This is a genomic window from Planctomycetota bacterium (genome assembly GCA_016872555.1).
In the GTDB taxonomy this organism is placed as follows: Bacteria; Planctomycetota; Planctomycetia; order Pirellulales; family UBA1268; genus F1-20-MAGs016.
This window is the reverse complement of record VGZO01000016.1, coordinates 1-18,700: the sequence shown is the minus strand read 5'-3', so window position 1 is coordinate 18,700 and position 18,700 is coordinate 1. Positions and strand designations below refer to the sequence as shown.

At 71.1% G+C, this 18,700-nt stretch carries 15 protein-coding genes; 6 read left to right on the top strand and 9 right to left on the bottom strand.

Going from position 1 to position 18,700, the window contains the following annotated elements:
• Positions 1-34: 34 nt before the first annotated feature.
• From FJ309_07385 to FJ309_07375, 3 genes are all read left to right on the top strand, one after another.
• On the top strand, positions 35-928 hold the full coding sequence (locus FJ309_07385) for a diaminopimelate epimerase (protein MBM3954421.1): 894 nt from the start codon (positions 35-37) through the stop codon (positions 926-928).
• Positions 929-985: 57 nt separating this feature from the next.
• The gene (locus FJ309_07380) at positions 986-1,825 is read left to right on the top strand and encodes a DUF374 domain-containing protein (protein ID MBM3954420.1); all 840 of its coding nucleotides are present in this window, start codon (positions 986-988) and stop codon (positions 1,823-1,825) included.
• A gap of 261 nt (positions 1,826-2,086) precedes the next feature.
• Positions 2,087-3,712 (top strand): AAA family ATPase, encoded by a 1,626-nt coding sequence (locus FJ309_07375; GenBank protein MBM3954419.1) that lies wholly within the window; start codon positions 2,087-2,089, stop codon positions 3,710-3,712.
• 15 nt (positions 3,713-3,727) lie between these two features.
• On the opposite strand, the gene FJ309_07370 is transcribed toward FJ309_07375, so the two are convergent.
• The 8 genes from FJ309_07370 to xseA form a co-directional block, all read right to left on the bottom strand.
• Positions 3,728-4,864: an RtcB family protein gene (locus FJ309_07370; GenBank protein ID MBM3954418.1), complete on the bottom strand. Its 1,137-nt coding sequence runs from the start codon at positions 4,862-4,864 to the stop codon at positions 3,728-3,730.
• Complete coding sequence (locus FJ309_07365; protein ID MBM3954417.1) at positions 4,861-5,265, bottom strand: ribosome-binding factor A; 405 nt, start codon at positions 5,263-5,265, stop codon at positions 4,861-4,863. Before FJ309_07365 ends, FJ309_07370 begins: the two co-directional genes overlap by 4 nt.
• A 464-nt stretch (positions 5,266-5,729) precedes the next feature.
• Positions 5,730-6,626: a hypothetical protein gene (locus FJ309_07360; protein ID MBM3954416.1), complete on the bottom strand. Its 897-nt coding sequence runs from the start codon at positions 6,624-6,626 to the stop codon at positions 5,730-5,732.
• A gap of 79 nt (positions 6,627-6,705) precedes the next feature.
• Positions 6,706-7,653, bottom strand: a complete 948-nt coding sequence (locus FJ309_07355) for an NAD(+)/NADH kinase (GenBank protein MBM3954415.1) — start codon at positions 7,651-7,653, stop codon at positions 6,706-6,708.
• Positions 7,654-7,671: 18 nt separating this feature from the next.
• Positions 7,672-9,606, bottom strand: coding sequence for a 1-deoxy-D-xylulose-5-phosphate synthase (gene dxs, locus FJ309_07350; protein MBM3954414.1), 1,935 nt, complete (start codon positions 9,604-9,606; stop codon positions 7,672-7,674).
• Between the two features lie 86 nt (positions 9,607-9,692).
• Complete coding sequence (locus tag FJ309_07345; GenBank protein ID MBM3954413.1) at positions 9,693-10,655, bottom strand: polyprenyl synthetase family protein; 963 nt, start codon at positions 10,653-10,655, stop codon at positions 9,693-9,695.
• 182 nt (positions 10,656-10,837) lie between these two features.
• Entirely contained in the window at positions 10,838-11,272 is a 435-nt protein-coding gene (gene xseB / locus FJ309_07340; protein MBM3954412.1) for an exodeoxyribonuclease VII small subunit, read from the bottom strand.
• Positions 11,273-11,317: 45 nt separating this feature from the next.
• The gene (xseA, locus tag FJ309_07335) at positions 11,318-12,688 is read right to left on the bottom strand and encodes an exodeoxyribonuclease VII large subunit (GenBank protein ID MBM3954411.1); all 1,371 of its coding nucleotides are present in this window, start codon (positions 12,686-12,688) and stop codon (positions 11,318-11,320) included.
• Here xseA and FJ309_07330 point away from each other — a divergent pair.
• The gene (locus FJ309_07330) at positions 12,498-13,943 is read left to right on the top strand and encodes a TCR/Tet family MFS transporter (protein ID MBM3954410.1); all 1,446 of its coding nucleotides are present in this window, start codon (positions 12,498-12,500) and stop codon (positions 13,941-13,943) included. The two genes, xseA and FJ309_07330, sit on opposite strands and share 191 nt — an antisense overlap.
• A gap of 15 nt (positions 13,944-13,958) precedes the next feature.
• Here FJ309_07330 and FJ309_07325 read toward each other — a convergent pair whose 3' ends face one another.
• Complete coding sequence (locus FJ309_07325) at positions 13,959-15,065, bottom strand: FHA domain-containing protein (protein ID MBM3954409.1); 1,107 nt, start codon at positions 15,063-15,065, stop codon at positions 13,959-13,961.
• A gap of 97 nt (positions 15,066-15,162) precedes the next feature.
• On the opposite strand from FJ309_07325, the gene FJ309_07320 reads away from it, so the two are divergent.
• The gene (locus FJ309_07320; GenBank protein MBM3954408.1) at positions 15,163-15,999 is read left to right on the top strand and encodes a hypothetical protein; all 837 of its coding nucleotides are present in this window, start codon (positions 15,163-15,165) and stop codon (positions 15,997-15,999) included.
• Positions 16,000-16,219: 220 nt separating this feature from the next.
• Positions 16,220-18,358: a tail-specific protease gene (locus FJ309_07315; GenBank protein MBM3954407.1), complete on the top strand. Its 2,139-nt coding sequence runs from the start codon at positions 16,220-16,222 to the stop codon at positions 18,356-18,358.
• Positions 18,359-18,700 lie beyond the last annotated feature (342 nt).

Below are 18,700 nucleotides of genomic sequence, written 5' to 3'. Positions count from 1 at the left end.
CCTGCGGAGATCCCCGACCATGCCGACCGACACCCTGCGGTTCGTGAAGATGCACGGAGCGGGCAACGACTACGTGTACGTCGATTGCTTCCGCGAGCCGACGCCGGCCGATCCGGCGGCGATCGCACCGCTGATCGCCGACCGGCACCGTGGCGTGGGCGGGGACGGCTTGATCCTCGTGCAGCCGTCCTCCGTCGCCCAGGCGCGGATGCGGATGTTCAACGCCGACGGCAGCGAAGCGGAGATGTGCGGCAACGGGATCCGCTGCGTCGCCCATCTGGTCGTGTCGCGCGGCCACGCCCCCCCGGGGCCGGTGACGATCGAGACCGGCCGTGGCGTGCTCACCGTCGTCGTCACCCCGCAGGGCCCGCGGAAGTCGGTCGTCCGCGTCGACATGGGGGTCCCGATCCTCGTGCCCGACGTGGTGCCCGTCGACCATGCCGCCGCGGTCACCGGCGCACCTCGCCATGGAACTCCGATTGTCGACGAGCCGACCGCGACGCTCGGTCCTGCCGAGCCCTGGTGGGACGCGGCGGGCCTCGACCCACGATTGACGGCGGTGTCGATGGGCAACCCCCATGCCATCTACTTCTGCCGCGACGTGGCCCGCGTACCGTTGGAGGCGATCGGACCGCGCGTCGAGCGCCACGCCGCGTTTCCCCAACGCACCAACGTCCACTTCGTCACCGTGCTGGGGTGCGACCGGGTGCGGATGCGGACCTGGGAGCGCGGCAGCGGGATCACGCAGGCCTGCGGGACCGGTGCGGCGGCGGTCTGCGTGGCGGCGGTCCTCTGTGGCCGGGCAGGCCGCGCGGTGGTCGCCGAGCTCCCCGGCGGTGAATTGGCACTGGACTGGGCCGAAGGGGGGGGCGTGGCGATGACCGGGCCCGCCGAGGAGGTGTTCGTCGGCGAGTGGTACGGCGGCTGACCCGCGCGCGGGGCGGTGGCCCCCGTGCCCCGAAGCGAACCTGGAGGACCTGTCGCGATGAAGATCACGTCGCCCCTCGCCATCGGCGCCACCTCCCTGGTGGCGACGGCCGCCATCCGCCACTGGATGGCGACGCTCGACTACCGCGCCGACTTCGGCGATCCCACGGTCGATCCGGTGCATCCCGACTTCCGTGGCGCGAAGATCTTCGTGTTCTGGCACGAGGCGATCCTCCTCCCCCTCCACCTCCGCGGGCATGCCAACATCGCGATGCTGCTGTCACGGCATTGGGATGCCAACGTTCTCGACAAGGTGGCGCGGATGATGGGGTTCGGCGTGGTCCGCGGCAGCACGTTCCACGGCGGTTCGGTGGTCCTCCGCCAGCTCGCCGAACGGGCCCGCACCGGCAACCTGACGATCACCCCCGACGGTCCGCGCGGTCCACGGCGCCGGCTGGCGACCGGCTGCGTCTACCTCGCCGGCACGTTCCGCATCCCGCTGGTGGCGATGGGGTTGGGGTTCGACCGGCCGTGGCGCCTCCGGACCTGGGACCGGTTCGCGGTGCCGCGCCCCTGGTCGCGGGCCCGGGCGGTGGTCAGCCGGGCGATCCACGTGCCCGAGGGACTCGACCGTGACGGTCTGGAGTGGCACCGCGCCGGGATCGAGCGGCTGTTGGTCCGGCTCTCCGACGACGCCGAGGCGTGGGCGACGTCGGGCGCCGACCGCCCGGGGGCATCGCGCGTGCGCCGCGAGCCATCGCGGGTCGCCGACTGGGCGGCGGCGCTGCCCGGCCCGGCAGGCGTGCCACTCGCCGACGAGCTGGCCCGCACGGAGCTCGCCTCGGCAGCCGGTGAGCGTGCCACCGCGACGGCGACCTCGGCGCGGCTCGCCTCCTGACAGCCGACGGGCATTGATCCGCCGGTGCGTGTCTCCCCCCACCGGCTGCACGTTTTCGACACGTCGCGCGGATGTCAACGACTGACGGCTGCACCAGCGCGCGAGCTGCGCTCTTTTTTCCCGTGCGACGCCGCAATGCTGTCATGAATTGACAGCACGCGATGCCCCCCTATACTCCGCCTCGTTCGTCACGTCTGGGAAGCGATTCCCGCGGTGGCGGCGCCTGCCGATGGATGCAGGTCGCCTATCTGGAACGACCCCATGGCACGGACGGCCAGATCGCTTCGCGCGTCGTCGCTGCACGAGGAGTCGAGCCGTCCTCAGGCCGGCGGGGATCGGTCGCCGACCGCGTCCGGGGGAGGGCTCCGGGTCGTCGATGATCGGGCCGCTGGGTGTGTCGCCGTCGAGGCGACGGAGCAGTTTCGCGCGGCGGTGCGCCGGCGCATCGGACCCGAGCGGTTCTCCGTCTGGTTCACAGAGGGCACCGCGATCGAAGTTCTCGAAGCCCCGTCCGGCAGCCGGACGGTGCGCGTGGTCGTCGGTGGGGCGTTCGCCCGGCAGTGGCTCGAGCGCAGCTTCCACCCCGACCTCGTCGCCGCCGCCCGGGAGGTGATCGACGGGGCGGCCACCGTCGAGTGGGTCACGGCCGTGCCGGCGTGCGCCCCGGAAGGCTTGCCGGCCGGCGGTGATGCGGCCGCCGTTCCCGAGGCCGGGGAGATCACCGCGACGGCCGGCCGCGGGGCGCTGATGCCGCTGGCGCCGCCGGTTGACGAAAAGCGGTCCGTCGCGCCGATCCCGTGCGATGCCGCCATCGGCGTCGGCCGTCCGTCCGAACCGGGGCGCGGTGTTCCGGGTGCCCGGCTGGCGGAGTTCGTCGTCGGCGCCGGCAACCGAATGGCGTGGACCGCCGTCGAGATGGCGCTGGCCCGACCGGGACAGGTGTCACCGCTGGTGATCGTCGGCCCGGGAGGGTGCGGGAAGACGCACCTCGTGGACGGGCTGTGCGAGCGCGTCCGGCACCGTGCCGCGGTCGGTGCGGTCGTCGCGCAGACGGCGGAGCAGTTCACGACCGCGTTTCTCCAGGCGCTGCACGGAGGGCAGGCAGCCGCATTCCGGCGCACCTGCCGGGCGGCGGAACTGTTCGCCATCGACGACCTGCAGTTCTTCGCCGGCCGCAATGCCCGGGCCACGGTCACGGAGCTGTGCCACACCATCGACGCCCTGCTGCGCCGTGGTCGCCAGGTGGTGCTCGTGGCCGATCGCGACCCCGACACGATCACGGAATTGGGAGCCGACCTCCAGGCCCGTCTCCGCGGCGGCATCAGCGCGCGGATCCAGCCGGCCGACGAGGCGTCGCGCCGCGGGATCGTCGTCTCGTTGGCCGCCCGACGGGGGCTCGAACTGCCCGACGACGTCGTGGCCTTCGTGGCCACCAGGCTGGTCCGCCATTCGCGGGAGTTGGTCGGCGCCGTAAACCGCCTCGAGGCGGCCAGCAAGATGCTCGGAATGCCGATCGACGTCGGGCTGGCCGAGGAAGCCCTCGCCGACCTGATCCGCTCGTGCCACCGCGGTGTCCGGATCGCCGACGTCGACCGGGCGGTGTGCACGGCGCTGGGGCTGGCCCCGGGCTCGCTCCAAGCGCGCTCGAGGGGGCGCGCGGTGAACCACCCGAGGATGCTGGCGATGTTCCTGGCGCGGCGGCACACGGCAGCCGCGCTTGCCGAGATCGGCGGCTACTTCGGCAGGCGCAGCCACTCGACGGTGTTGTCGGCCCACAAGACTGTCGCGGCTTGGCTCGCGACCGACCGCCCGCTGATGCTCGCCGACGCGACGTGGCGAGTCGCCGACGTGATCCGCCGCGTCGAGGATCTGCTGCTCGTCGGCTGACGGGCTTCGCAGGCGTCAGGTCGCCTTGTAGCTGAGGACCGGCCGCAGTTCGCGTTCGACGGCGGTCAACTCGCGCTGGGCGCGCATCACGGCGCGGATGTCCTTGTAGGCCGACGGTGCCTCGTCGCGCAGCTGGCCGGCGCGGCGCGCGTCGAACCATACGCCGTGCATCTCCCGCACGAGCCGGCCGGCGTCGATCCGCTCCGCCGCCGTGCCGCGGGGAAGCGCCCGGCCGGCGCCGTGGGAGCTCGACTCGAGCGCCGCCGCGAAGCCCCGTCCGACGGTGTGGAAGCTCGCCGTCCCCATCGACCCTGGTACCAGCCCACGCTCGCCCGCGCGCGCCGACAGGGCCCCCTTGCGGTGCACGAGCAGGTCGACCCCGTCGTGCGACTCGGCGCGGACATGGTTGTGGTCGCAGTCGACCAGCGTCCCCCATTCCGCCGTGGCGCCGCACACGGTCCGGAGGATTTCGGCAGCCGCCCGCGCGATGCACGCCCGGTTGGCACGCGACCACTCCCGCGCCCAGGCGACGTCGTCGAGGTACGCCCGGCCCACCGCGGTGGTGGAATCAAGCGCGGCCAGCCCGCCATCGTCCACCGGCACCGCGGTGCGGCGGTGCCAGGCGTCGATCGCCCGGCCGATGCCGCGCGAGCCGCTGTGGACCATCAGCCACAACCACCCCTCCTGGTCGGCCTGCAGTTCGAGGAAGTGATTGCCGCGGCCGAGTGTGCCGAGCTGCCACGCGCCGTCCCGCCGCGCGGCGCGCGCGAGGGCCGCGGCCGAGAGGCGCTCCGGGTCGGGCCCACCCACGGCGTCCGCACGCCGCCGTTTGAGCGCCGGCACCACCCCGCGGAACCCGCGGAGGATCTCGAGCGCGGTGGCCTCGGCGGCGAGGATGTCGGCCGCCGCGTCGAAGCGCAGGGCCGCCATCCCGCAGCCGATGTCGCCACCGACGGCCGCCGGGTAGACGAGGCCGGACGTGGCGACGGCGACTCCGACGCAGACGTCACCTGACCGGTGGACGTCGGGCATCACCGCCACCTGCCGGACGTCGGCCGATCCGGCCAGCCGGTCGATCGAACGGCGAACGTCTGCGGCGAGCGGCGCGACCAGCCACGTCCGCGGTGTCACCGGCGATGGGGAATGCGTCATCGGTGATCCTCCGCGACCCGGGGCACGGCGTACTCGAACAGCAGTGCCGGCGCACGCTTGCGCGTGATCGCCGCGGCCACGCCGGCGCGCAGCATCCCCGAGCGCGCCTGGAGGCGCTCGAGAACGCTGCCGGGATCGGGAGGCGTGTCTCCCGGTGCCGCGCCGACGATCACGAGCAGCTGCGTGGCGTCGGGGGCGGGAAGCACTTGGACGACGTGGAGGTCGCGGAGGATGTCGTCGCCGCAGTCGCCGAGAAGGAGATGAAGGGCTTCGGCGACCTGACGGCAGAGCTGGAGGTCCTTTCGATTGACGGCGGAGGAACGGGGGAACGACGGCTGGTCGTCGCCTTCGGGCGACGGGAAACGGGACGAACGACGACGGAGCGAACGGCGGCTGGCCATGGGGTTTTCCCGGGAGAGTTGTCGGACGTGGCAGTGGAAGGATGCGGCAGCCGAAAACGACAGGTTTCCGGAGCTGCCTCGTGGGCCGCGGGGGGCGCGCGATGTCGCCGACGGTCGCCGGAGGGGCAACACGAAAGGCGATGTCAGACCTGCCACCGGAAACTGCGGGAAACCGGCGAAAACCGGAGATTTCCCGGAGGAGCGAGCGGGTGGGCTCGGAACCGGATCACCAGGGGAGCGGGCCCGTGATGGCGGATCGGACGGGGAACGTCCGATCGAGCGGTTCAGCCGGCCAGCGGCAGGCGGTCGACGACGGCAATCAAAGCGATCGCGTGCATGATTCACCTCCGCCCGCGGGTGGGCAGCAGCACAAAAGCCGCAGGATCATCGGCCGATAAGCAACCATACTTCAGTCGATCGCGGCGGGCAAGCACGGTCGAGCGCGGGCCGGCGATCACCGCCACTCAGGGGCCGGCAAGACGTTCCTCGAGGCTCGCCTTGTAGCGCAGGCTCGACTCGGCACCGCTGAACCCGACGACCCGCCGGTCGATCGTCGTCGACCGGCTCGCGACCCGACCCCGTTCGATGTCGAAGCGGATCGTGCCGTCCCAGATCCGTTCCAGGAGCCGGGCCTCCACCCGTGGGTCGTCGATCGGGGTGAGCACGGTGGTGTCGACGTGGATCACGGCGACGCCGTCGCGGAGCTCGTCGAGACGGTAGCGGAGCCGCGTCCGGACGGCGCGACGGGGCCCCCCCGGAACTTCGACGACGACCTCCTGGGGCACCGTCCATTCGGCGCCGACCGCGACCGGCCCGTCGGGCAACGGCACCACCATCAGGTCACCGGTCGCGGGCGGAGGCTGGGGGCGGAGTTCGCGGCGCTCGAGGACGCGCCCGGCACGATCGATGACCAGCCGCGTGAGCGGGATCCCCAGGCTGTCGGCGAACGTCTCGTAGCCCGGGGGGGGTGGGCTGGAGTCGGTGCTGCGCCACCGCGTCTCGCCGCGGTCACTGGTGCGCGACGTCATCGAAACGTCGTCGACCGAGTGTTCGATCGTCGTCCGGCCCATGTCGTCGACGTCGGTCACCCGCCACCGCTTCGTCGAATCGGTGGCGGTCTCGACGGCCTGCCGCGTGCCCGCGACCGTCGTCTCGGTGAGCGCCCGGTGGGCGACCGACATCGGCAGCACCTCGCCGGACCGGAACCGGTATTCGAGGCGCACCGGGCCCGGTTCGTCGGCGTGTCCCCGACCACCGGCGGCGAGCGTGATGCCGGCCAGGAGGAATGCGACCGCGCCGCACCGACGGCCACCATGACGCGCTTTCCCGTCCCGTCCCCAGGCAGCCCCGCGTGCGACCATGCCTCGTCTCCTTGCCAGCAGGACGGGTCCGGGCCACTGCGGCGTCGGACGCTCCGGGAGTCCATTCACCGGGCCCGTCTCATCCCGGTGGGCCGGCGCGCGTGAACCGCGGGCCGGTCGCCTGGAACCCTCCACCCCAATGAAGTTTGTCGCGCAGCGTGCGATAGTAGCCGCGATCGCTGGTCTCGACGAGCGTGAACCGCGGTGCCGCCCGCTGCACGGCGACGTAGTCGCCCTCCTCCAGCCCCGTGACCACCTGGCCGTCGACGACGCAGGCCGAGCCGGCGTTCGGGTGGGGGACGAACAGGTCGTAGATCCGCTCGGCCGAATCGACGACGGGCCTGTTGCTCAGGGCGTGGGAATTGAGCGGATTGAAGATGAACGCATCGAGATCCTTCCGCACGATCGGCCCGCCGGCCGACAGGTTGTAGGCCGTCGAGCCGACGGGGGTGCTGACGATCAACCCGTCGCAGCGGTAGGTCGTGGCGTACTCGCCGTCGACGTTGAGCACGATCTCGATCATCGAGAACGGCGGACCGGCGAGGACCGAGACGTCGTTCATCCCCAGTTCACGGTGGATGGTGACACCGGCCCGGCGCACGTGGCATTCGAACAGCATGTGATCGACGAGCCGGAACCGCCCTGCCTCGATCGCGGTGATCGCGCTCTCGACGTCCCCGTGAGGGTGGTCGGCGAGGAATCCCAGCGTTCCGAGGTTGACGCCGAGGACCGGCACCTGGTGGTAGGCCATCCAGCGGGCCGTGTGGAGGATCGTGCCGTCACCGCCGAGCACGATCACCAGGTCGGCATCGCGCAGCACCGGCGCGTCGTCGCGTTCGGGCGCCCCGGATCGCGGATCGCGCCGCGGCACGGTCGCGGTCCAGGCGCGATGGCCCCGTCCGACAAGGTATGCCGCCAGCCGCTCGGCCTCGGTCGCGATCGTGGCCGAGGCCGAGGAGGCCACCAAGGCGATGGCGAGGTCGCCGGCGTGGGGGCGTTCGGGCTCGAGGCGACGGGGGGCTGGCATGCGGATTCCACGCGCGGCTCAACGGCCCGCGACCGGCGTCGCGAGGCTCGCCGCCTGCCGGCCGGCGAGCGCGCGGCAGCGGGCCGCGATCCCGGCCGCGTCGAGTCCGAGCTCGGCGAACAATTCACCGCGCTCGCCATGTTCGACGAACCGATCGGGCAGACCGAGGCGGACCACCGGCGGAAGGACGAACGCCCCGCGCGGTGCGGCGGCCTGGGCATCGGCGCAGGCCTCGAGCACGGCGCTCCCGAAGCCGGTCGGCAGGGCGTTTTCCTCGACCGTCACGACCCATGGAGCGGCTTCGATCCGCTCGACGAGGCGCGGATCGAGGGGTTTGACGAACCGCGCGTTGACGACGCCGACGTCGAGCCCCTCCTCGGAGAGGAGGGCCGCCGCCTGGAGGCTCGCGCCGACGAGGGTCCCGCAGGCGACGATCAGCCCGTCGCCGCCGCCGCGTATGAACTCGGCGGTCGCGGAGGCGATCGGGGCGCGCTCGCCACGGTGGTGATCGACGACCGCCTTCGGGTAGCGGATCGCCACCGGCCCCGGCTGGGTCAGCGCCCAATCGAGCATCGCCGTCATGTCGTGTTCGTCGCCCGGCGCGAGGACGGTGATGTTGGGGAACAGCCTCAGGTAGCCGAGGTCGTAGGACCCGTGGTGGGTCGGTCCGTCGGGACCGGTGAGACCGGCGCGGTCGAGCATGAACACGACGGGCAGGTTCTGCAGGCAGACCTCCTGGAAGATCTGGTCGTAGGAACGCTGGAGGAAGGTGCTGTAGATGTCGACGATCGGCCGGCAGCCGACCTTGGCCTGCCCGGCCGCGAAGGCGACGGCGTGCGACTCGCAGATCCCGACGTCGAAGAACCGCGTGGGAAACTCGGCACGGACCGGCTCGAGTTTGTTCCCCTGGCACATCGCCGCGGTGATCACCGTCACGGTCTGATCGCGGCGCATCGCCTTGGCGATCGACTCGCTGGCGACGTCGGTGTAGGTCCGTGCCGTCGACTTCTTGATCGCGATCACGCAGTCGTCGTCGTCGCATTCGAACGGCGCCGGCGTGTGGAAGAACACCGGATCGTCGGCGGCCGGCTTGAAGCCGTGCCCCTTCTCGGTGAGGACGTGGAGGAGGACCGGCCCCTCCTCGTCCTTGACGAGCTGGAGGTAGCGGATCAAGCCGGGCAGCGAGTGACCGTCGACGGGGCCGAAATAGCGCACCCCGAGGGCCTGGAAGAGCATGCCGCCGTGGAGCGTGGCCTTGAGCGAGTCCTTGACGTTGAGCAGCATCCGCTCCATCGACTCGCCGACCATCGGCACGCCTTTGATGATCTCGCCGGCCTGCTGCTTGATCCCGCGGTACCAGGGATTGGTACGAATCACGTCGAGATACTCCGCCAGTGCACCGACGCGCGGGCAGATCGACATCTTGTTGTCGTTGAGGATCACCAGGAGCCGCTTCTTGAGGAAGCCGGCGTTGTTGAGCGCCTCGAAGACGATCCCCGAGGGAAGGGCGCCGTCGCCGATCACCGCCACGCTCCGCCGGTCGTCGCGCCCACAGAGGTCGTCGCCGCTGGCCAACCCCAGCGCCGTCGACACGCTCGAGCCGGCATGACCGGTCATGAACAAGTCGTAGGGGCTCTCGTCGGGGTTGGGATACCCCATCAGCCCGCCGCGCGTGCGGATCGTCGCGAACCGTGCGAACCGGCCGGTGATCAGCTTGTGGGGATAGATCTGGTGACCGGTGTCCCAGATGAGGCGGTCGCGGCTGAAATCGAACACCTTGTGGAGGGCCAGGCACAGCTCCACCACGCCGAGGTTCGACGCGAAGTGGGCCGTCCGGGTCGTCGCCACCTCGCACAGGCTCCGCCGCATCTCCGCGGCGAGCTGCTCGAGCTGCTCGATCGACAGATCGGCCAGATCCCTCGGAGACATGATCGACGGAAGGAGCCGCGTCATCGCCGGTACGTCCTTGTGGCTGCGGGGAACGGTCGGAGCGGGTGTGGAACGGGGCTGGTCGGCAGCGGGCGGCCGGAGGACGGGGGTCAATGATCCCGGGCGACGATCCACTCCGCCAGCCGACCGAGTGCCGTGGCACGGGTGCCGAGGGTGGCGGTCACGGTTTTTGCCGAAGCGGCGAGGTCGGCGGCCCGACGGCGGCTCGGTTCCAGTCCGGCGACGGTGGGAAAGGTGAGCTTGCCCCGTCCCGCGTCCTTGCCGACCCGTTTGCCGACGGTTGCCTCGTCCCCCTCGGCATCGAGGAGATCGTCGGCGATCTGGAAGGCGAGGCCGAAGTGGCGTGCGTACTCGTCGAGCAGCGCGAGGCTGGGCTCGTCGGCTTCCAGCGCCAGTCCGCCGAGGATCACCGCGGCCCGGAACAGCGCCCCGGTCTTGCGGCGATGGACCCGCTCCAGCCACGCCAGTTGGTCCGCTGCCGTTGCGGTCGACAGATCCGGCTGCCAGCCGCGCTCGAAGGCGAGGTCGTCGGCCTGCCCTCCGACGAGCGCGTCGGGACCGGCTGCGGTGGCCAGCACTCCCAGCGCGCGGGCGGCGGTCGTCGCCGGCATGCCGCCCGCCAGGACGGCGAATGCCCGCGCTTGGAGGGCATCGCCGCAGAGGATCGCTGTCGCCTCGTCGAACGCCCGGTGGCACGTCGGGCGGCCCCGTCGCAGGTCGTCGTCGTCCATCGCCGGGAGATCGTCGTGGACCAGCGAGTAGGCGTGGATCATCTCGACTGCCACCGCCGCCGGGGCCGCCGCCTCCCAGGCCGCAGCACGCGACAATCGGTCGGGCGCGACCGCCTCGGCGGCCCACAGCACGAGTGCCGGACGGAGCCGCTTGCCCGGCGCGAGCAGAGCATAGCGCATCGCCTCTGCAAGCCGGGGCGACGAGTCGCCGGAAGTCGCCAGTGCACCGTCGAGTCGCGGATCGACGAACGCGCGGACGGCCGCCAATTCAGCAGCCGGGTCGGCCGCGGCCACCACCGAGGACGATCCGACCGCTGGCATGACGTGGCTCGAGAGGGACACCGGGGCGGGCGGACGGCCACGTGGTCGTGGGCGGTGGGTCACTGACCCCGCCCCCCGGCTCCCCATCCCGGCCGGGACCACCTGCGATCGGGTCGACCGGTCACTGGTACTGACCGGGCCCGGGGAATCATGATCAAAAACGCGAGAAACTTCGAGAAAGTTTAGACGCCGGGCGGCGAATCGTCCATCCCGGGAAGCCGCCGAGTCCGCCCCGCACGTCCGGTGGTCCCCGTGGCGGAGCGGTCGGGCTTTGCCGGTCGTCCGGCAGCCGCCGATGGATCGGGACCGGCTGGCAGACCGCTCTCGCCACGTGCCGGGGGATCAGCAGCGGCAAGCATTTCGACGCGCTGTTCGCAGGCCGACAGTTGGTGGTGGAGCTGCCTGATGAGGACGATCCCCCGCTCGTAGGCGTCGATCGACTCCACCAGCCCCAGTTCGCCAGCCTCGAGTTGGTCGACGATCCGGGCGAGTCGCTCCAGACCGGCCTCGAACGAAGTCGACTGCGCCGTCTTTTCCTGTCCGGCGATCGGCGTGGACGAGGGAGGTTGTTCGGCCGCCGGAGGGGGGCCGGGTTCAGGCTCGTCGCGGCGTCGCATGAAAAGTCCCTCGAAAAGCCTGCCGCACCGGCGGCGGTGGCGGGTTCACCGGGCCCCGGTGTCACCGCACCGGGCCCCGTCTGTTCGGTCGTCGGGGATGATCCGCTCCACCACGCTCTCGACGCGCCCCTGTGCCAAACGCGTCGACAGCCTGTCGCCGGTAACCAGGCCAGCGACGTCGCGGAGCACCAGCGTCTGGTCCACGCCGCGTGCGACGGTGGTCACCGAATACCCGCGCGCGAGGATCCGCAGCGGGCTGACTCCCTCGACGCGCGCGGTCGCGGCGGCGAGCCGCTCCCCCGCCCGGGCCAGTGCCACGGCGGCGGCACGGGCGACGCGCTCCTGCCCGGCGACCACGGCCGCCCGGCGATCGGCGACGAGCCGCCGCGGGACCGACAGCGCCCGGGAGCAGGCGAGTCGATCGAGCCTGACGCGCTCCGTTTCGATCCGTCGGGAGATCAGCGCGGCCAGACGCGGCTCGAGTGCCGCGAGGTTGGCGAGCAGCGGACGGCGGTCGGGGCTCAGCCGGACTGCCGCATCGGTCGGCGTCAGGGCGCGGACGTCGGCGACCAAGTCGCAGAGCGTGACGTCGGTTTCGTGGCCGACTCCCGACACCACCGGTACCGGACAGGCGGCGACGGCCCGGGCCACCGCCTCCTCGTTGAACGACCACAGGTCCTCGAGACTACCGCCGCCGCGGACCACGGCGACGGCTTCGACGGGGGGCTGCAGGCGACCGGCGCGGGCGATGGCGGCCGCCACCTCGTCGGCGGCTCCGGCGCCCTGGACCCGCGCCGGTACCACGACCACTGCACAGGCGGGCCAGCGTGCCGCGAGCGTTTCGAGGAAGTCGGCGATCGCCGCACCGGCGGGGCTGGTGACCAGCGCGATCCGCCCCGGCGCCGTCGGCAGCGGACGTTTCCGGTCCTCGGCCAACAGCCCCTCGGCGGCGAGCCTGGCCTCGAGCTGCCGGAGCCGCGCCTCGAGGGCCCCCGTGCCGACGGCATGGAGGCGATCGATCGAGAGCTGGTACGTCCCGCGCGGAGCGTAGACCTCGAGGCGGCCATGGCAGACCACCGCCAGCCCGTCGACCGGCTCGAGGGCGAGCCCGGGAAGCGTGGCCCGCCAGATGACGGCGCGGACCACCGAATCGTCGTCCTTCAGCGAAAGGTAGAGGTGCCCCGACACGGCGCGGACGAGGTTGGAGACCTCGCCACCGACCCAGATGTCGGTAAAGCCCGGTTCGAGGCGGTTCTTGACGCGGGCGTTCAGCTCCGACACGCTCATGGCCGCCGGTGGATCACGGCCGAAAGTCAGCGGAATCCCCTTCATGCCCGGGCAGTCTAGCAGCACCGACCGAGCCGCGCCGGCCGCCAGCCGCGCCGCCCTGTTGGTGGTGTTCCTCACCGTGTTCATCGACCTGCTCGGGTTCGGGATCGTGCTCCCGGTGATGCCGCGGCAGGCCGAGCCCTACCTGCGGGCGCTCGGACTGACCGATCCGGCCATCGGGGCGGTGATCGGCATCCTGTTCTCGACCTTTTCCCTGATGCAGTTCCTGTTCAGCCCGCTGTGGGGGCGGTTGTCGGACCGGGTCGGGCGCCGTCCGCTGCTCCTCCTCAGTCTGGCCGGATCGGTCGTTTTCTATGCCCTGTACGCCCTCGCGGTGACGGTCCCCTCCGACCCGGTGCCGTCGCGGCAGCAGGCAGCCCTCGCGATCGGCCTGATGCTCCTGTCGCGGGTCGGAGCCGGGATCGCGGGGGCGAGCGTCGGAACCGCCGCTGCCGTGATCGCCGACTGCACCACGCCCGCCAATCGCGCCCGCGGCATGGCCCTGATCGGGATCGCTTTCGGGGGAGGCTTCACGCTCGGGCCGCTGATCGCGTACTTCGGTTTGGCGCTGTTCCAGCAGCGGCCGTGGGGAGTGGGAGCGATCGCCTCGGCGCTGTCGGCCGTGGCGTTGCTGATTGCGGCGCTCGTGTTCCGTGAGACGCGCCCTGAAGGGGGCGCGGGGGAGCGGCAGCGGACCGGGCTGTCGCGGATGACGGCGGTGCTGGCGATGCCCGCCGTCGGCAGCCTCGTGCTCGTCTACTTCCTCTCGATCGTGGCCTTCGCCAACTTCGAAGCGACGCTGGCGCGACTGACGAAGGCGGCCTTCGGAATGGACGACAACGGCAATTTCCTCGTGTTCGCCTTCATCGGCCTGATGCTCCTCCTCGCGGGGGGCGCCTATCGGCCGCTTGCGAAGAGATTTCCCGAGCAGCGGATGCTCGCAGCCGGTGTCGGCCTGCTGGTGGTCGGGCTCGGCCTCCTCGGATTCATCGCCTGGTGGGTGTACCGCGACGGCAACGCGGCCGGGAACCGGTGGCTGATGACGCTGTTCTACGTCGCTGCCGCGATCGCGGTGGCGGGGTTCGCCTGCGTGAACCCCTCCGTATCGGCGCTGATCTCACGGCAGGCAGACGCGACGCGGCAGGGGGAGGTGCTCGGTGTGAACCAGTCGTTCGCGTCGTTGGGCAGGATCATCGGTCCGTTCCTCGGATCGGTCCTGTTCGGCCTGCACCCGTCGCACGTCCTCCCGTACGCCGCCGCGGTCGCCGTGCTCACGGGCGTGGCGCTGCTCGTCGTGCGGCTGCAGACGATGCCCGACCGTGCGGCCACTTCCGGGGGATGACTCCGGGGCCGTCGGTCAGCCCTGCGGCCCGCTTCCCAGCCGTCTGTACAGCGTCGCGCGGCTCAGTCCGAGCGCACGGGCGGCGGCACCGACATTGCCGCCGTGGCGGCGGATGGCTTCACCGATCAGGACCCGTTCCCAGGCCGTGATCTCCAGGTCGGGGCACGCGGCTACGAACGCCGCTTTGTCGGCCGGCCCGGCCCCGGTGGGACCGGTATCGTGCCGCGCTGCGGCGAGTGAGGCGACCACGGCGAGGAAGTCGAGATCGGAACTGCGGAGCGGCGACTCGGTCGCCCGGATGGCGAGCAGCCCGTCGGGACCCGGTCCGACCGGCACGCAGACCAGATCCCCGACTCCGCCATCGGAAGCGGTCGGGCGCTCGGGGGAGAGGCAGACGACGCTTCCGCAGGAGACGATCGCCTGACGCAGGGCTCCCTCGATCAGCCCGGTGAGGACCTCGCCCGCCGGCTCGGCGGCGACCGACTCCGTGGTGGCCGCGGCAGGCAACCAGGCCGCGCCGGCCACGGCACAGTTGGCGACGACGAGCTCCACCACGGTCGTGGCGACGTCGCCCGAACCGTGGCAGCCCAACAGCCGGGTGGCGGCGAGAAACCGGGTCATCTGTTCGGCCGGTCCGGTTTGCGCGCCGAGTGCGCTGCCCACGAGCTCCGCCAGCGGCGTGATGAAACGCACGCGCCAGCCGTTCGGCGCCGCCAGCACCGCGCGCCCGCGTGGGGAGCGGAACAGCAGCGAATGGGTGCCGATGCCGATCACGGCCCCCGGCTGGAGCGTCGCTTCGGTGATCGTCACCCCGTCGAGCCGTGTGCCGTTGCGGCTCCCGAGGTCGGCGATCGTCCATCCCGAGGGATCGGGCCGGATGGTGGCGTGGAGCCGGCTCACCAACCGATCGGCGATCGTGATGTCGGCGTCGCTCGAGCGACCGATCGTGGTCGGCCGGTCGGTGGACAACGGATACGATGGTCCCGGCCGGTCGCCGACGAACAGGTCGAGAACCGCGTCGGTGCCGGTCGCGGCTGCGGCGAACGAAGTCGGCGACACGGCCGAGCCCCCGGAGGGTGCTTGAAGGGCGCTTGACGACGCAGAACTCGACCCTCCGACCAACTATAGCTCCGCCTTCCGCGGAATCCGCTCGCCGGTGCGGGTGGCGTACGATCACCGTGGCGGGGACGGGAGACCGCGGTCGACAACGGGGGGGGGCATGGACGGCGACACCGGTTTTTTTCCAAGGTCGGCCGAGTCGGCGGCTGGCTGCGGCATCCTCGTCGTCGGTCACGGCACCCGCGACCCGATCGGCGCGGAGGAGACTGCCGCCGTCACGCATCTGCTGTCCGTGCAGTGCGACGGGATCGCCGTCGAGGGGGCGTTTCTCGAGCTCCTCGAGCCGTCGATCATGACCGGCCTCGAGCGGCTCCGTGACCGCGGCTGCAGGACCGTCGTCGTCGCCCCGCTCCTCCTGTTCGCCGCCGGCCACGCTCGCCGCGACGTCCCCGACGCCCTTGCGGCGGCCGCGGCAGCGACGGCGACGTGCCTCGTCCAGGCGGACGTGCTCGGCATCCATCCGGCGATCGTCGCCCTCGCGGCACGGCGCCGCGCCGAGGCCGTGGCCGGCCGCGCTGCCGTCGCTGTCGCCGATACCGTGGACGTGGTGGTGGGGCGGGGGGCGAGCGATGGCGGCGCCGAAGCACGCCTCGCCGAATTGGTCGCGGCGGTCGATCGGCAGTCGGGCGGACCGCGTGCGTGGCGGACGCTCACCGGGTTCGTCGCGGCAGCACGACCGACGGTCGCCGAGGCTCTCGCCGATGCCGGGGCCACAGGTCCGCGGCGGGTCGTCGTCCGGCCGCATCTGTTGTTCAGCGGGGCGGTCGAGCGGGACGTCGCCGCCGCCGTGGCCGCGGCCCGAGCGGCGCATCCGGCGATCGAATGGTTGCTCGCCGCGCGGCTCGGTGCCGACGCGGCGATCGCCGCAGCCCTCGCCGATCGGATCGCCGCCGTGTGGCCGCACCGGATCGACGACATGCCGGCATGCCCCGCATAGTCTGGAGAAATGGCAAGCCGGGAAGTACACGTCGGTCGCGTGGGGTTCGCGATGGCAACGCGGTGTCGTTTTCCCCCGCGGAACGGTGGGCCCCGTCACGACGGTGAAGGCTTTTCGCAGTCGCCGAGGGTCGCCTCGTCACGGCTGCCATGACTTGGCACAATGTCGTTCCGTATCCCGTGCGACGCCGCCGGGAGCGGTTCCGAGGAGGAGGTCACGCGTGAAGACGTTCGTCGCGACGGGCAGGCACGTGAGTGGACGGGGCCGCGGTACGACCGCCGGCTTGGTCATGGTGCTGGTCGTCGCCGCCTCGGCAGCAGCGCAGGAGGCCGCCCGCCCCGTCACCGCCCAGAAGCCGGGGCCGAACGACCGGCAGATCACGCTCGCCGTCCGCAATCTGCTCGAGCGCCAGCATTTCACCCGCCGGGTGATCGACGACGAGATCGCCCGGCGCTGGTTCACGACGTTCCTCGAAGCGCTCGACCCGATGAAGATCTACTTCATCCAGAGCGACATCGACGCCCTCTCGCAGAAGCGCGAGAGCCTCGACGACCTCGTCAAGAAGGGTGACGTCTCGTTTGCCTACGAGGTCTTCAAGCGGTTCCTCGAACGTGTCGATGCGCGGCTGCCGTTGATCGAGCGCCTGATCGACGAGCCGCACGACTTCACCGTCGCCGAGACGATGACGATCGACCGCGATGCGACGTCGTGGGCGAGGAACGAGACCGAGGCCGAGAGCCAATGGCGCAAGCGGATCAAGTACGACCTGCTGGTGCAGAAGATGGAGAAGACCCCGCCCGAGGAGGCCAAGGAAAAGCTCCACAGGCGCTACCGGAGCTTCTCGAAGCGGATGCACCAGATGACGTCTGACGAGCTGCTCGAGACCTACCTGACGGCGTTGACCAGCAGCCTCGACCCGCACACCACGTACATGTCGCCGTCGACACTCGAGAACTTCGAGATCCAGATGCGGCTCCAGCTCGACGGCATCGGTGCCCAGCTGCGGAACGAGGACGGATTCACGACGGTGGCCGAACTGGTCTCGGGCGGCGCGGCAGACCGAGACGGCCGGCTGCAGAAGAAGGACCGGGTGGTCGGCGTGGGGCAGGGGCCGGACGGTGAGATCGTCGACGTCGTCGATCTCAACATCAACGAGGTCGTCAAGCTGATCCGCGGCAAGCGCGGGACGATCGTGCGGCTGAAGGTGATCCCCGTCGGACAGACGGCACCGAAGATCTACGACATCACGCGGTCGAAGATCGAGCTCACCGACAGCGAAGCCCGCGGCGAATTGATCGAGGCCGGCCGGAAGCCCGACGGAATGCCGTTCCGGATCGGGTTCATCAACCTGCCGAGTTTCTACATGGACATGGCTGGTGCCCGGCAGGGGCAACCCGAGTACAAGAGCAGTACGCGCGATTGCAAGCGGCTGATCGAGGACTTCCGGCGCCAGGGGGTGGATTGCATCGTCCTCGACCTGCGCAACAACGGGGGTGGTTCGCTCCCCGAGGCGATCTCCCTCACCGGACTGTTCATCAACACCGGCACCGTCGTCCAGATCAAGGATGCCAACAAGGTCGTCCAGCAGTTCGATGATCCCGATCCCGGCGTCGTCTGGGACGGGCCGCTCGTGGTGCTCGCCAGCAAGTTCAGCGCCAGCGCCAGCGAGATCGTCGCCGGTGCCATCCAGGACTACCACCGGGGGCTCGTCATCGGTGACGAGTCGACCCATGGCAAGGGGACCGTCCAGGGGCTTCTCGACATCGGTCGCGAATTGTTCCAGCGGATGCCCAACGCCCCGTCCCTGGGGGCGATCAAGATCACCCAGCAGCAGTTCTACCGGCCGGGTGGGGTGAGCACCCAGCTCGAGGGCGTGAAGAGCGACATCGAATTGCCCAGCATCAGCAATCATCTGCCGGTCGGTGAATCCGATCTCGACTACGCGATCACCGTCGACAAGGTCAAACCAGCCGAGTTCGCCGACAGCGGCCGGGTGACGGAAGACATCGTGCGGACGCTGCGCGAGCGCTCGTCGGCCCGCGTCGCGGCCAGCGCCGACTTCCGCAAGGTCGCCGACGACATCGCCCGGTACTCGAAGCGGAAGAGCGAGAAGACGATCTCGCTGGTCGAGACCGAGTTCGAGCGGCAGTGGAACGAGGGGAAGGCCGCAGAGGTCGAGGAAAAGGCCGCCGAAGAGGCGCCCGGTGCGGGGCGTCCGGTCGTCAAGAAGGACTTCTATTTCGACGAAGCGATGGCGGTCACCGTCGATTACCTGCAGGCCCTCGCCGGCGGAATCGCGAGCCTCGCCCAACTCGATCTCGGCAAGCAGGATCCCGTGCCGGCGCCGGCCCTGCAGTGAGCCGCGGGAGCCGGGAGATCAGGGATCCGCGAGGCAGTCCCGCAACCCTGCAAACGGGTCTGGATAGCGAAGCGGTGGGGCGATTTCACGGAGCACTCGGGTCGGATCGACGCGCTTGTCGCCGCCGCGGACGCGGCGAGCCGTCGGCTCCCAGGCAGGTTCCGGGGCGGTGATCGTGCGGGCCAGTTCCGCATACCACTCGGCACGCCGCACGGGATGGCCGTCGCTGACGACATACAACGGACCGGGAGCAGGATGGTCGGCGACGAGCGCCACGATCGCCGTCGCGTCGGCGACATGGATCAGGTTGAGCCAGGTGTCGGGAGGGCCGGCGAGCGGCCG